Origin of the sequence: Chamaesiphon sp. (assembly GCF_041737865.1) — a bacterium.
GTDB lineage: Bacteria > Cyanobacteriota > Cyanobacteriia > Cyanobacteriales > Chamaesiphonaceae > Chamaesiphon.
Genome location: NZ_JBGSQZ010000097.1, coordinates 1 through 14,119, shown reverse-complemented (window position 1 = coordinate 14,119; position 14,119 = coordinate 1). Strand labels below are relative to the sequence as shown.

Annotated in this window: 14 protein-coding genes and 1 pseudogene; 8 read left to right on the top strand and 7 right to left on the bottom strand. The window is 43.0% G+C overall.

Going from position 1 to position 14,119, the window contains the following annotated elements; translation table 11 throughout:
• The 3 genes and pseudogenes from ACEW9J_RS06905 to ACEW9J_RS06895 form a co-directional block, all read left to right on the top strand.
• Window positions 1–239: pseudogene (locus ACEW9J_RS06905) on the top strand (hemolysin-type calcium-binding protein); the annotation flags it as partial.
• A 411-nt stretch (window positions 240–650) separates the two neighbouring features.
• Complete coding sequence (locus tag ACEW9J_RS06900) at window positions 651–788, top strand: hypothetical protein (protein ID WP_373544395.1); 138 nt, start codon at window positions 651–653, stop codon at window positions 786–788.
• A 57-nt stretch (window positions 789–845) separates the two neighbouring features.
• On the top strand, window positions 846–2,048 hold the full coding sequence (locus ACEW9J_RS06895) for an alpha/beta fold hydrolase (protein ID WP_373544394.1): 1,203 nt from the start codon (window positions 846–848) through the stop codon (window positions 2,046–2,048).
• Between the two features lie 253 nt (window positions 2,049–2,301).
• Here the strand turns inward: ACEW9J_RS06895 and ACEW9J_RS06890 are convergent, their stop codons facing one another.
• Window positions 2,302–3,045: an isoprenyl transferase gene (locus ACEW9J_RS06890; RefSeq protein ID WP_373544393.1), complete on the bottom strand. Its 744-nt coding sequence runs from the start codon at window positions 3,043–3,045 to the stop codon at window positions 2,302–2,304.
• A 195-nt stretch (window positions 3,046–3,240) separates the two neighbouring features.
• Between ACEW9J_RS06890 and ACEW9J_RS06885 the strand changes: the two genes are divergently transcribed.
• From ACEW9J_RS06885 to ACEW9J_RS06875, 3 genes are all read left to right on the top strand, one after another.
• Window positions 3,241–5,553: a tetratricopeptide repeat protein gene (locus tag ACEW9J_RS06885; RefSeq protein ID WP_373544392.1), complete on the top strand. Its 2,313-nt coding sequence runs from the start codon at window positions 3,241–3,243 to the stop codon at window positions 5,551–5,553.
• Window positions 5,554–5,604: 51 nt separating this feature from the next.
• A complete protein-coding gene (locus ACEW9J_RS06880; RefSeq protein WP_373544391.1) occupies window positions 5,605–5,874 on the top strand; it encodes a DUF3146 family protein in 270 nt (89 codons plus the stop codon).
• A gap of 204 nt (window positions 5,875–6,078) precedes the next feature.
• On the top strand, window positions 6,079–6,534 hold the full coding sequence (locus ACEW9J_RS06875) for a hypothetical protein (protein ID WP_373544390.1): 456 nt from the start codon (window positions 6,079–6,081) through the stop codon (window positions 6,532–6,534).
• 157 nt (window positions 6,535–6,691) lie between these two features.
• Here ACEW9J_RS06875 and ACEW9J_RS06870 read toward each other — a convergent pair whose 3' ends face one another.
• The 6 genes from ACEW9J_RS06870 to ACEW9J_RS06845 form a co-directional block, all read right to left on the bottom strand.
• Window positions 6,692–7,327, bottom strand: coding sequence for a peroxiredoxin (locus ACEW9J_RS06870; protein WP_373544389.1), 636 nt, complete (start codon window positions 7,325–7,327; stop codon window positions 6,692–6,694).
• Between the two features lie 172 nt (window positions 7,328–7,499).
• On the bottom strand, window positions 7,500–8,831 hold the full coding sequence (murA, locus tag ACEW9J_RS06865; protein ID WP_373544388.1) for a UDP-N-acetylglucosamine 1-carboxyvinyltransferase: 1,332 nt from the start codon (window positions 8,829–8,831) through the stop codon (window positions 7,500–7,502).
• A gap of 416 nt (window positions 8,832–9,247) precedes the next feature.
• Window positions 9,248–10,156 (bottom strand): beta-carotene hydroxylase, encoded by a 909-nt coding sequence (gene crtR, locus ACEW9J_RS06860; RefSeq protein WP_373544387.1) that lies wholly within the window; start codon window positions 10,154–10,156, stop codon window positions 9,248–9,250.
• 730 nt (window positions 10,157–10,886) lie between these two features.
• Window positions 10,887–11,327: a type II toxin-antitoxin system HigA family antitoxin gene (locus ACEW9J_RS06855; RefSeq protein ID WP_373544386.1), complete on the bottom strand. Its 441-nt coding sequence runs from the start codon at window positions 11,325–11,327 to the stop codon at window positions 10,887–10,889.
• On the bottom strand, window positions 11,311–11,610 hold the full coding sequence (locus ACEW9J_RS06850; RefSeq protein WP_373544385.1) for a type II toxin-antitoxin system HigB family toxin: 300 nt from the start codon (window positions 11,608–11,610) through the stop codon (window positions 11,311–11,313). The genes ACEW9J_RS06855 and ACEW9J_RS06850 overlap by 17 nt, the downstream gene beginning before the upstream one ends.
• A 70-nt stretch (window positions 11,611–11,680) precedes the next feature.
• Complete coding sequence (locus ACEW9J_RS06845) at window positions 11,681–11,881, bottom strand: hypothetical protein (RefSeq protein WP_373544384.1); 201 nt, start codon at window positions 11,879–11,881, stop codon at window positions 11,681–11,683.
• An 84-nt stretch (window positions 11,882–11,965) separates the two neighbouring features.
• Between ACEW9J_RS06845 and ACEW9J_RS06840 the strand changes: the two genes are divergently transcribed.
• Together ACEW9J_RS06840 and ACEW9J_RS06835 are read left to right on the top strand one after the other, a co-directional pair.
• Window positions 11,966–12,499 carry a J domain-containing protein gene (locus ACEW9J_RS06840; protein ID WP_373544383.1) on the top strand — a complete coding sequence of 178 codons (534 nt, stop codon included), beginning with the start codon at window positions 11,966–11,968 and terminating at the stop codon, window positions 12,497–12,499.
• A 2-nt stretch (window positions 12,500–12,501) separates the two neighbouring features.
• Window positions 12,502–13,485 carry a hypothetical protein gene (locus ACEW9J_RS06835; RefSeq protein WP_373544382.1) on the top strand — a complete coding sequence of 328 codons (984 nt, stop codon included), beginning with the start codon at window positions 12,502–12,504 and terminating at the stop codon, window positions 13,483–13,485.
• Window positions 13,486–14,119: the final 634 nt, after the last annotated feature.

Below are 14,119 nucleotides of genomic sequence, written 5' to 3'. Positions count from 1 at the left end.
GCGGTCGCAATCAATTTGTGGTCGGAACGGGCACTGGCAGTGACACGATCTTCAACTTTGTGGCTGGTAAGGACTATTTTGGGTTGAAGAATGGTCTGACCTTTGAGACGCTGACGATCGCGCAGGGTACTGGAGTCAATGCCAACAACACCCTCATTAGTTCCCGTGGTGAGCTGTTAGCATCTCTAGTTGCAGTTCAATCTAGCACACTCTCCCTATGGGATTTTGCGCCTATGTAACGGAAGTTCTGGATAAGAATAGCCTGGAGACTAAAGTCTCGGCTTATGATGCAAAGTCCGCCTACGCGGACTAGATAATTAGTCCGCGTAGGCGGACTTTGCATCACAAGCGGCGATTTCAATCGCTATCTGTCCTAACAGCCTTGGCAAGACGATATCTTTGGAAGTTCCTGCGGTTGTCGATTTCAGTCCCAACTTTGACTCGATCTATAATTATTGGTAATCCTCAAAGCACCTTAACGATTTGTCCACCTTGCAAGTTGAGATATGAGCGATCCGCAATTTCACCCTTGCCCAATCTGTACAACCCCAGTCCCGCATAGGGAAAGGTATCCACGCACCGTATGTGGTGCTTGCTGTGATAAAGCTTGTGACGATCGAGGGAGAAAGTTGAATTTTGATAATGTTTCAATGAGTGGAGGTTTTGAAGCGATTGTAGCTAACACCAAAGCAGAATATGCGAGTTACATTTGCTACATTGAAGGAGTAAAGTGTTGGGCTGATGAGGCTCGATTTGGCGGCATCGCGATCCAACCACATGATGGATAGCGGGTGGAGCCATACGACTTGTAAGTTGAGATAGTTTGGTAAAGTTAGCTTAAATACATGACCCTAATTACCGTTGGCGATATTAATATCAACTATAAAATTCAAGGTAGCGGCGAACCGTTACTGATGATAATGGGTTTGAGTTTCAGCCTGCTCGACTGGGGTAATAAATTCACCGAATTACTAGCCAAAAACTATCAACTTATCCTTTTCGACAATCGCGATGCTGGACTCACCAGCCAATCCTCGCGCCCCTATAGTATCGTAGATATGGCAGATGATGTCGCGGGACTTTTAGACGCATTAAATATTCCCAAAGCGCATGTATTTGGTGTCAGTATGGGTGGTGCGATCGCCCAGCAATTTGCTCTAAAATATCCTGACAAGCTAGACAAACTCATTCTCGGCTGTACGATGGCGGGAGGTAATTGCAGTCAGATGGGTGATATCGGTGGCGTGATGAATGGCAATCTTTTGGATTTATTATTTACACCCACATTCATTCAAAATCATCGACAGGAACTCACAGAATTCCTCGCCGAAACGACCCCATTACATAGTCGAGATGCAGCTTTGCAGCGTCAGCTTCAAGCCTTTGCAAGCCATGATACTTGCGATCGATTAACCGATATTCAAGCCACCACACTCATCATCACTGGAGATAAAGATATTGCAATCCCTCGATCGAATAGCGATGTCCTAGCTGCCAAAATTCCCAATATCAAATTAGAAATTATTGGAGATGCCGCTCATGGATTTTCATTTAGCCATCCACACATCACCGCAGATCTGATTCATCTCTTTTTACAACAACCACTTAATCCAGAGAAAACTATTATGCAAGACAAACCCCTCGCTATTCTCAAAAAGTTTGGTGAATATGCCCAAATTTTTAATTTATTAGAACCAACTAAAGTTGCACCATTTTTCCATTTACCTGCCATGCTGATGACTTCCGAACAAGTCGCAGTGATGAATAGTTCAGAGGAGGTAATTGGAGTATTTACTGTGATGATGGATGAACTGAGAGTAAAAAATTTCAAAGAGAGCAAAATTATTGGCGACCTTCAAGTTACTCAACTCAGTGATAATCAAGGGCAGGTGGTCGGAGTTGCCAAACGATTTAATGATAAAGATGAAGAGATAGAACACTTTGGATTTACTTACATCCTTCGCAAAATTCAAGAAAAAGATAAACTTAAAGATGAATGGACGATTATTACTGGCGTAATTCATGAGCCTGAACGGCTATCTGAATGATGCGATCGAGACCGAGCTAAATCGGAATATAAATGTTTCTAAAAATTCAGATTATGGGTAATTCATCAATTACCCATAATCTGAATTTTAGCGATTATCGATTTTGTGACGCTCGCTGAATTTATGCAACCACGATCGCTTTGCTAAACTGATGAAGCTTCAATACTTTAGCTTAGATCTGAGCCTTTATTTTTACGGCTTTTCTTCATAAAAATCACGTTGGCTAATTAATTCAATAAGTAAAAACCATCGCCTAAATTTTACCAAAGCGACGATCGCGTTGCTGATAATCCGCGATCGCCCGAACGAATTCATCATTACTAAAATCTGGCCAATAGGTATCAGTGATATATAGTTCGGTATAAGCAAGTTGCCATAGCAAGAAATTGCTCAATCGCTGTTCGCCACTAGTCCGAATTAATAGATCTGGATCGGGTAATCCAGATGTATCTAAATATTGAGTAAATAATGATTCATCGATCTGTTGCAGATCTAGTTTACCAGATTGGACTTTTTGAGCGATCGATCTGCAAGCTTGAATAATTTCATTCCGACTACCATAGTTAATCGCGATATTAAAAGTAACTGCTTGGTTATCCGCAGTTTTATCGATCGATTTATCCATCATCGATTGGAGAGCAATCGGTACTTGAGATCGATCGCCTAGAAATCTAATCCGAACTCCTTGAGAGTGCATTTGCTCTAATTGACTATTTAATAGACCTTCAAATAATTGCATCAAAAAGTTAACTTCAACCGCTGGTCTGCTCCAATTTTCTGTAGAGAAAGCAAAAACTGTAAAGTTAGCAATTCCCCAGTTTTTACAACAACGTAGTAGTGATTTCACTGTATTAGCACCCTGCTGATGTCCAGCGATGCGGGGCAATCCCTGTCTTTTTGCCCATCTACCGTTACCATCCATAATTGCGGCAACATGTTGAGGTATTTTAGTCGGATCTAGAATAGCTGGTAGTTTGGTAATTAACTGAGTAGTCATATAATTATTTAGAGTGTATGGATTGATTGAGATTGTTATTTCAACCATAACCTGCCAAATAAATGCTGTCAGTCGGATCTCGTCGGCAATCTTGTCTGGCTAAAAGTCTGAAAAAGTCGGGAATGAGTAGATAGTAATGAGTAGTTTATTATTTAGGCGTTACTTAATCGAGGGATGGGGGATAGGAGGTGGGAGATGAATGTTGATACTGCAATAAATTGGCTCGATCGATTGCTGGTAATCGAGACAGGTAAGCATCTGAGCGATCTCCAAATATTGATCGTCGAGCAGGTATGGCTAGGGCGCAAGTATGTAGAGATCTCCGTAGATTATCATTGCACGGAGGGGCATATCAAGGATATCGCCGCAGCATTGTGGCAATTATTATCTCAGTTATTATTGGAGCGAGTAACCAAGACTAATCTCAAATCGATCTTGCAACGTCACGCCAGTATATTGTCACCGTCAAATAAAAAAATTGACGATCGTCAGTTTATCGGTAGAGATGTAGCGATCGCTAGATTGGATGAGTTCATCGCGCAGGAACAACGGACGATCGTGATTCAGGGTGAGGGTGGCGTGGGTAAGACTACCCTCGCACAGCAGTATTTAAAAACCTGTGGCTGCGATCTGATTTTGGATCTATCGATGGCGAAGGAAACCGATCGAATTACACCAGCAGAAATCGTGGTTGAGGAGTGGCTGCGCCAGGATTTCCAGATCGAGCCAGGGCGAGAATTTGGGGTGACTTTATTACGGCTGAAACGTCAACTAAGTACTCATCGGGTGGGAGTTTTAATTGATAATTTAGAGCCAGCATTAGATCGAGATGGGAAGATTATTTTAGCTCACCGTAGCTATCTTGAATTATTTAGAGTTTTAACCGATCGACAGTTAGCTGGAGTTACTTTAATTACTAGTCGCGATCGATTGTGTGAAGTAGATCTCAATCTAATTCATTATCGCTTACCAGGTCTAGACATCGACACATGGCAAACTTATTTTAAACACCGAAAAATCGATGTGACATCGGCAATCTTTCCTCTCCATCAAACCTATGGCGGTAATGCTAAAGCAATGGAAATTATTGCTGGTAATATACATGCCGATTTTGAGGGCGATTTAGCCATATATTTACAATCGAATCGAGATTTATGCGATTTAGAAACTGGATTAAAACAATTAATTACTAATCAATTCGACCGCTTACAATTACTAGATCTAGATGCTTATCAATTACTCTGTCGGGCTGGATGTTATCGCTACCAGGATTTAGCTCGGATTGACGCAGAAGCACTATTGGCTCTATTATGGGATACCGAACCAGCGCAGCGGATGAAAGTAGTTAATGCTCTCAAAAATCGCTCCCTAATTGAATTTCATCGCGGACAATATTGGCTCCATCCAGCTATTCGGGCTGAGTCTATCTCTAGGTTACGCCATACCGATTGGATTCAAGCCCATCAACTAGCGGCTGAATATTGGAGCGGTGTTGCTAAAATTATCGATATTTCTACGGCGATTACTGCTCTAGAAGCATATTATCACTATCTAGAGATTGGCGATTTTACCAGAGCTGCAAGGGTATTACTCCAACCCCGCGATAATCAGTGGGGACAGTTTTTAACATTAGCGAGCAATCTGTATCGGATGGGACTGATTCAACCAGTATTACTCGCGATTACCCAGATTCTGCCCTGTTTACCACCACGGATTACTGCCGAGTTATCTAATATTCTTGGCGATTTATATTGGATTGTAGGTCGAGTTCATGAAGCGATCGAGGCTCAACAATCTACGCTCAAATATACAACTAAAGCTTTATTACAAATAGATAGATTAGATCGTCATCATACTCATTGCCTGAATATATTAAATATCGATTCATTATTAAGTATGGGACTATATCATATTGACTTGTGGGAATTAGTAAAGGCGCAGAATCTGTTTGAAAAAGTAATTGAGATCGCCAGCAACACTGCTCACGATCGCTGGGCACAAAAGGCGATCGTCTGCTTGGCATTAGTGCGCTCTTATTTGAATAAGCCTGAAGCAGCTAGACAGTTATTAAAGACGATCGAACCGCTAATCGATCGCCAAAAATGGACTGGTAGTAGTGCTTACTTTCTGCAAATTATCGGACTAACTTATACTAATTTAGGTGATTACGATCGAGCCAGCAGCATCTTTGCCCAAACTTTGGCATTTTGTCAGACTGGCAACTATCTTCAAACTCAGGGCAGAACCCTCACTGGCTTGGCGCGACTATACCGATTGCAAGGTAATTTACCGATTGCCCAAACAACTCATCTCCAAGCGATCGAAATTCTCGACAGGCTGGGTGCTAAATGCGATCTCGCTGAAGCCTATTATCAAGCTGGATTGACATGGCAACAAACAGGCGATCTCCGTCAAAGTCAAATCTACTGCGATTTTCGCGCTCATCGACTATTTACCCAAATGGCTGCGCTACAGCAATTAGCTAAAATCAAAGCTAGAATTTATTAAGATTACCATCACACCTATACTATCTATTTTTGGCAGGCTTCGATCGCAACTATGGCTAAACGTCAGCTACCAGAAACAACCGCTCATGTTCGCGTCACCCATCACTCTTGGCAATTTGGGAAAGTGCTCGGCGAAGTTACTGCTGGAGAATTTTGTTGGGAATTTCAGTGGTGCTGTCGCGAAGGACATCTAGAATTAATTGTCGAACCAGCTTTAGGACGTGCTCTAATTCAAGATGCTTTAGGTCGATTTTTAAAGCAGTGGGATTATCAATTAGAGGCTGGAGGTGATTATGAATTTACTGTCAGAGCAAAATTTTAATCCTGCTACAGTATTAAAGTAGTTGATACCAATAAGCGAAATTGCACTCCCGATCGAAGTTAATTTAGAAAATCTGTATCCCTTGGAGCGTAAGCTATCTAGCCATCACTGAACATTTTAGCAGCTAGCGGAGTCATCTAAAAAGTGTCACAATCAAAATCGACTGTAAGTTCATTTCCCACTCAATATTTTCATTTTAATCCTATGAGAAAACTAACTTTAACTGTATCTACAGCGATTTTAGCTGTATCGATCGCTGCTACTGTTGCTGCTCCTAGTTTTGCACAACAACCCACCACTACCACACCACCTGCAACTAAAGCCGCTCCTGCTCCTGATACTGCTCCTCCGGCGGGAACTAACGCTCAACCACCATCTATTGAGGAGCTAAAGCTGACAAAGGAGCAACAGACTAAATTGGTCAAACTTCAGCAGTCAGTCATGCAGAAGAGGCTTGCGGTACTGACTCCCAGCCAAAAAGAACAAGTCGGGATTGCGATGAAACAGGGTAAATCCCCCACTTTGACACTAACTGTCGAGCAACAAAATCAACTTAAAGCAATCCAAACCGCAGCCATCGCTCAACAGGATGCGATCCTCACTTCCGAACAAAAACAGAAACTGCTAAAAATTAACCAACAGTATGCACCTCAGCGTTAGGGCGTAAGCATATCAACCGCCAAGACAATTAACAATCGATTTTAAATGTGTCCTAAATTTAAGCTGTGACTAATTCTGAATTAGTGCCAGAGATCGCATTTATTATTAATGGCGTTGGCATTTGGTATGATTCATACCCAATGCCAACGCCATTTAGCTATTTGTTGGGCTGGGGAGTCATCCGTAGGTAGGGCTTGAGTTCGGTAACACCTTTAGGAAACTTCACCTTGGCATCTTCAGTGGAGATCGTTGGTACTACTACACAGTCACCGCCATCAACCCAGTTTGCCGGAGTCGCAACGCTATAATTGTCGGTGAGTTGAAGTGAGTCGATTACCCGCAGGATCTCATCGAAATTGCGCCCAGTGCTGGGAGGATAAGTAATCGTCAGACGTAGTTTCTTGTTTGGATCGATGATAAATACCGATCGGACAGTCACCATTGCATTAGCATTAGGGTGAATCATGTCGTACAAGTCAGATACTTTTTTATCTGGATCGGCAATAATTGGATAGTTTAAGGCAGTACCCTGGGTTTCAAGGATGTCACCCACCCAACCATTGTGAGAATCTACATCATCAACACTCAATGCGATCGCTTTGACGTTGCGCTTATCAAATTCTGGCTTTAATTTAGCAACTTCGCCAAGTTCTGTCGTACAAACTGGAGTGAAATCTTTGGGATGGGAAAATAAGATTACCCAACTATCTCCAGCCCACTCAAAGAAATCAATTTCGCCGTGAGTAGTCGCCTGTGTGAAGTTGGGTACGATGTCCCCTAATCTTAACTGCATAATCTATCTAAATAGGTGAAAGTGGATAGGAGCAACTATCGATCGTTACACAAAGTTACCCAAATCTTCAAGTGCTACACATGTTTATTTACGATCGACTTCAATAGCCCACTTGCTAGGACGGAAAGATCGTCTCCCGTCCCAAAAACTTAACTGTCAACTATCAACTAAATTACCTAACTATTTTCTCTCCCTGTCGAGCGATGACTTCACCCGCAGCATTGACTCGAACTCGTTCGATTTTAGCTCCGAGGTTTCGCATTTTTTCCTCTAGACGATCGTAACCTCGATCGAGGTGATGCAAGCCTTGAATCGTAGTTTTGCCTTGAGCTGCTAAACCAGCTAGTACTAGCGCAGCCGAAGCTCGAAGATCCGTAGCTGTCACAGTAGCACCAGAGAGCATCGCTACGCCCTCAACGATCGCGTGATTGCCTTTAACTTTAATATTGGCACCCATCCGCTTGAGTTCGGCGACGTGTTGGAGCCGATTCTCGAACACAGTTTCCGTAATCACACTATTCCCTTCACTCACAGCTAGCATCGCCATGAATTGCGCCTGCATATCCGTGGGAAAAGCTGGATAAGGGAGTGTCTCGATATCCGTTCCTCTGAGTATTCCCGTCGGAATTACCCGCATTCGATCTGGTGCGTCGATCGCGACTTTTGCCCCAATTTGCGCCAACTTGGCAACCGCAGCAGTCAGATGAGCCGGAATCACTGGGAACATACTAATTTCCGAATTGGTAATCGCTCCAGCTACCAGAAATGTCGCTGCTTCAACCCGATCGGGGATGATACTATAGTCTGTTGAGTGTAGTTTATCTACGCCGACGATCGTCATCCGATCTGTCCCTGCACCAAAAATCTTGGCACCGATCGAAATACAAAAGTTTGCCAAATCGACTACTTCCGGTTCCTTCGCCGCATTCTCCAAGATCGTCTCACCATCAGCTAGCGTCGCCGCCATCATCAATGTTTCCGTCGCGCCGACACTAGGATAGTCTAGGTAGATTTTTGCCCCTTGTAGGCGTTTATTCGACCCAGTTACATAGGCATTGACAATTCCATGCTCGATTTCCACATGGGCACCCATTGCTTGTAATCCACGCACGTGTAACTCTACAGGTCGAGCACCGATCGAGCAACCGCCTGGTAATGGTACTTTAGCTACGCCCAATCTAGCGAGAATTGGCCCGATCGCAAAAAAAGCCGCCCGTAACTTGGAAACCAGTTCAAACGGTGGCGTATGACAGTTGAAGCCAGTTGTATCGAAATCTAAAATTTCGCCATTACGTTCGATCTTGACTCCCAATGCTTCAATAATCTGACACATTTTATCAACATCTACTAGCCCCGGAATATTTTGGAGCCGACAGCCACTCGAACAAAGTAAAGAGCCAGCCATTACAACCAATGCTGAATTCTTGGCACCGCTAATTTTTACTTCCCCTGACAACGGGTTTTGTCCCCAGATATGGATGACAGACTGTTCTGTGGCTAACATGTTTTGGGTGGTGGTGATGCTACTGATAAGTTTGTCCTCCAAATACTAAGGGATTACGATCGGGATTATTATTTTTGCTTAAATTTTACAGGAATTAGGTAATAAATACGCTTTATCTTCAGTAATTAAGCAGCAATTTTGTCACAACAAGTAAAATTTGTTACCAAATCTTTACTTCTGGCACCATATTAAACACTCTTTGGTTTCCACAACAATGTGCTGCTGGATACATCTGCTCAAATTGGTGATCGACACTAGTGTCGCTCAATTCTGTAACTAATAGAATCTTACTTGCTATTGGCTCCGAGCCGATCGAATTCGATATTTATTGGCTACACAAACAGATAGGGCTAGGCAGTTGCCTAGCCCTATCTGTTTGTGCCTAAATTAATCCGGCTACTTTATATCCACATTGACTAGTGTTCTTTATCCACTGATTTCACTGGCTCAGATTTAGGGTGAAATCTGATGCCCAGAAATATGTCATAAACACAATGTAGAAAGTCCTTACCTTGTAGTAGCCCCAATGACTGATGACACCCTTTGGACTCTAATAATGGCTTGGTTGCCTGATAAGCAGCTTGATACTTATACCAGGGAATTGACGGCCACAGATGATGGATCAAATGATAATTTTGCCCAAAAATCAGAACATTCAGGACTGCTCCAGGATAGACACGAGCGTTTTTCCACCGACTGCGTTCTTTGAACGGGCGGTGTGGCAAGTAGTCAAAAAATAGTCCCAGTGCTAACCCAACCACTAATGCTGGCGAAAACCAAAAATTAAAAATATATCCGGTATAGCCATGTTGACAGGCAATATAAATCACCAATCCGACGAATAACCTACTGAGGAACCATTCCAATAACTCGTTCTTGCGCCACAATTTGCGCTGGAAGAAGTAGATCTCGTGATAAAAAAATCTAGCGGCAATCAGCCAGAGTGGGCCACCTGTAGAGACATAATGGTCGGGATCGTTATCTGGATCGTTAACGTTGGCATGGTGCTGGATGTGTACGCGGGTAAACACTGGATATGCAAACCCCAGCATCAGTGCGCTGGCGTGTCCCATAATTGCGTTGAACACCCGATTTGGATGAGCGGCATTATGAGAAGCATCATGAATCACCGTACCTGCCATATGTAAAGCCAAGACATTGAAGCCGAAGCAACACCAACCTGGGAACTGCCATTGCCAGTAGCCGATTGTAGAAACCGTTACTAAAGCAATTGCGCCAAAGAACATGAAGACGTTAGGATTCAAGTCATCAGGCGGTCCCAAAAATTCCCTAGGGACTCTGAGGGGCTGCTGCGCCTCGGACATTAGATTTATGCTCCTTTTATATGGGATTAAGCTTTGCTTTCGTAGTATACGCTAATCCCACCAGATTATAAAGATTTGTGAAATCTTTTAATCTAATGTAAATGCTTTTATCTCGTCAAAATTGCCAAATAATAGTTATTGGATGGCTGTTTAACTACATACTACTGATGGAGTCAAATCACGGCGTAGTCGGCAGCAAAACCGCCCCCTGTCAAAGAATATCGATTACAGTACCTGCAAATTAATAACTCTAACTAATCGATCGTACTCGAAAGCTTAGGATTTATTATCTTTCACAAATTATTGAAAATATCTCAAAGATAATAATCGAATTAGGATGTAAGCTCTCGTCAGTGGATATGCTTACATTGTGTCAGTTGTCACTCAGAATTTAAATTTGACGATCGATCTCGATCGACTTTGGAATTGGAACTCGATCGCCGAGATCGTACTCGACTGAGTTAGAAATGGCGAACCCCAGGCTCGAACTCGGAACCAACGGATTAAGAGTCCGAACTCAGATGATACTCTAAGCGGGTTACAGGAGTTGGTGATAATTGTTAACCCAATTCTACCCCAATCGATAAATGTATGCTGTTTATATTCTAGTTGTGATAATGCCATAGTACTTAGTACTACTGGTATTTGTTTGAACTGCTTGTAACAGTCCATCGATCGATCTAGTCCTCGCCTTCACTGGTGAGGGTTATTTCGATTTAACCCTTCCGTGTCATATAAATAACCCTGGTGACAATTTAAAGAACTTACCCAAGCTCTTTGCCTGTTCGCGGCTGATAGTACGCTTACCATTGACAACCTCAGACACTACGCCGCTACTCCCAATGATGCCAATGAGATCGACATTGCGAGTACCGCTGACAGTCATGATGTGCCGTAGCAATTCATTTGGTGTGGATTTTTCCCAATCATCTAGATTGTGGTGAATCGACTCGTAATCTTCGATTAGTTTCACTACTAACATCAGCAATGCTGTATCCTCTGATGTGCGAACGCGAAGCGCGCCACCAAGGCTGTCGATCCGCTTGTGCATTAGCATCTGAGCCACAGCTAGGAACCGATCGTATTCGTCCTCAGTCTCGATTACCTTGGGGCTGATGTCGGCTGTATCCAAAAGTTCTAGATATTTTTTCTTGTCAATAGTAGTCGTCATTTTTCCAATTCTCCTTATCGTATTCGGCGTGAGTTAGAAAATATTTGTAGTAGATTAGCTGGGCTTCATAGTCGATCGATACTATCAATCGGTACTTATTCCCCTTGATATTGAAAACCGTGAAGTTACCCACCGCCTCAGCATCTCTATAGATGGTCTGAACATCGATTAAACTCTGCCAATTTGCACCTTTCACAATGTCGTTCCAGTCATTTAGCTGTTTCTGTACGTCGGGGTATGGTGTCGCATCTTGGCGGAGATTGCGAATAGTGATTAGGTGCATATCAAACGCGCAGCGCGCCATCAAGGCGGTCTATTCCTTGCTTCTATGCTCTCATATAGAGAGTCTGTAGTCAAGATCGTGTTAGTTCCTCAACTCGCAAGAACGATCGACCCGCGACGTTGACAGTCCAATCACCTAAGTCCAAGTCTTTAGCAGCTTGAAGCCAATGTTCTATCTGTTTGGTGCAAGTATCGACATTCTTTTTCTTCTGAGCTTCAGTAGCAGTCTGGAGTTTCTGGACAGGTTCTCGATCGTTAATACCCCTCCTCAATCAAGTCTCAATTAATTAGTTTCATCCCGATCCCAATCGCGACAGGCTGAATACATAGTCAGTAGTCATACCCCCGAAACTGCCATGTACACCGTCGCCTCACTCAAGGCAGAGCATAAAACCTTAGTCGCCGCCAAGACAGCACATAAGGTTAAAGCCTCTAGCTGGCAAGCTCTCGCCAATAAACTAAACAAGCCATCTCCAGCCAAAGCTTTAGCAATAGCCGAACTCAAGGCAGCTATTTATCAACGCTTTTCTGTAGACAGCACTTCTGCTCTCCGTAAAGCCAAGAATTTTGAGATGGCCACTGACGGTATAGGTAGCTTAAACTTCTCAATCAAAGAAACCTGGGAAAAACTGTACCGCCAGTGCATAGGTGTTTTGCCAAACGAAGCTTCAGAGGACGGCGAGAACTGCATCAATGGTGTGGATATCTTCAAGTACTTCCGGCCGTGGCAAGTGTTTGGCCTAGATGGGAAAACTGCGACTGCTAAGGATATCAAAGCGTCTTACCGTAATCTCTCCAAGGTTTATCACCCCGATAATCACAAAACTGGTAACGCGGCGATATTCGATCGCATCAACACCATGTACCAAAGCATCAGCGCGAGAGCTTAGTCATGAAAAAAAATAAATTTGATATCACTGCCGAAGAACTAGAAAAAGGTCTGGGCATCAGCTTGGAGCGTCTTTATGAAGTCGTAGACTTCTTTGATGCTGACTCTAAAGATGAGTGGGAACTGAAAGAGGGTGAGCATTTTGCTTGGCTGATAAAAAATGCCAAAACCCGTACTTTTTCAGAGTTTGGCGCATTTGCGATCGCTAAGTATTTAGACACAACACAACCCCAAAACATCTGGTCAAGGCTCAAAGAATTTCTGTTTCAGTACAAAGCTAAATTACGCAAGTCTTTTATTCGCAAACAAGTTTTAAATCATTGCGATTCTCTGACCGTTCGTAATGGCCAGATGTACCTTTCAAAAACAGATTCAGTTGGCGTACTGATGACCAGTCACGCCAGAATCAATAAGGCTTTTGAAGATTTACTAGCCTCAGACTCCCCGCTAGAAAAAGGAATTCACTTTAATGATTTTGAAGACAAAAGATTTTATAGTCTCCGAGGGTTTGAAAAAATATGCCACTTACTCGGTCAAGAGCTAACCTTAAAGGATCGGCGGGAATGGTGTAAAGAAGTGACAGTTACTGGGCCAGAAGTAATGCAAAAACTGATGGATGCTGAGATGGCCTTCGAGAGCAAGGTTGAAGCAGCTAAAAGAGCTGTTAGGAAAAAAGATGGCAATCGGTGTCAAGCTACCGGGCAAAAGACTAGTCCAGCGCAACCCATGATAGTAAATGTTCATCACATCTTTTGCCGTCAACATTATCCTGATATTGCAGCTTCTCAAGACAACCTCGTTACCCTGAACAAAGTAGTTCATGATAATTTCCATTCATGGAATGGCAAAGTACCCTGTACAGCCGATCGGCTAATCGAGTTCCTGGCTATTCACCACCCAGAAGCTGAAAATCTTACACTGAGGCTACACTACACGAATAAGGTGTATCAGCGCATCAAGCCCAAAAGCTTGGTAGCCGCCAAATAAGGGATTGCTACAGGATAGCCCTCAATAACCCCGTACCGTTAGAGTGTCCCGCGTTCCTGTGGTGAGAATGGGTTAGCTCACATCTTGCACCAATACATAGAGACTAGTGAAAGCATAGATCTGAGGGTACCCACAAGGGGCACCCCTACACAATTAACCTGTAGCAGGGTGGATTAATTGTCGCCAGAGAAATCACTGACGCTCTGCCCAAAGAGGGCAGCGAAAATAGGCTGAAGTTGATTAGCCATTAGCCTGAGAGCGTCAGGGAGTGTTCGACAGTTTAATTGACGAGAAAGGGAAACTAAAAACTGTCTGACCATCGCCCAATTAGCTGGTGAATAATTACGAGTGTGAATACAGTTATCTTCATTTAACCCACATTCCGCACTTCAATTTTCACGACAAAAATTTGAGCGAATGTACTAACAATTTTAAATAGAAAAAGTGAATAAAAGGCTGAAACAGTATAGTCAGCATATTACAGCCGAAGTAGGTTAAAACTGATAAGATCGATGGTGAAACGTTCAGTAATTAGCTCAAGACATGAATTTTGAACCAGAAGAGATCGAGATCAAAAACTTAAATCATCTAGGGATAATAGCTGGAATAATTGATGAAATAGGAATAGTAGAAA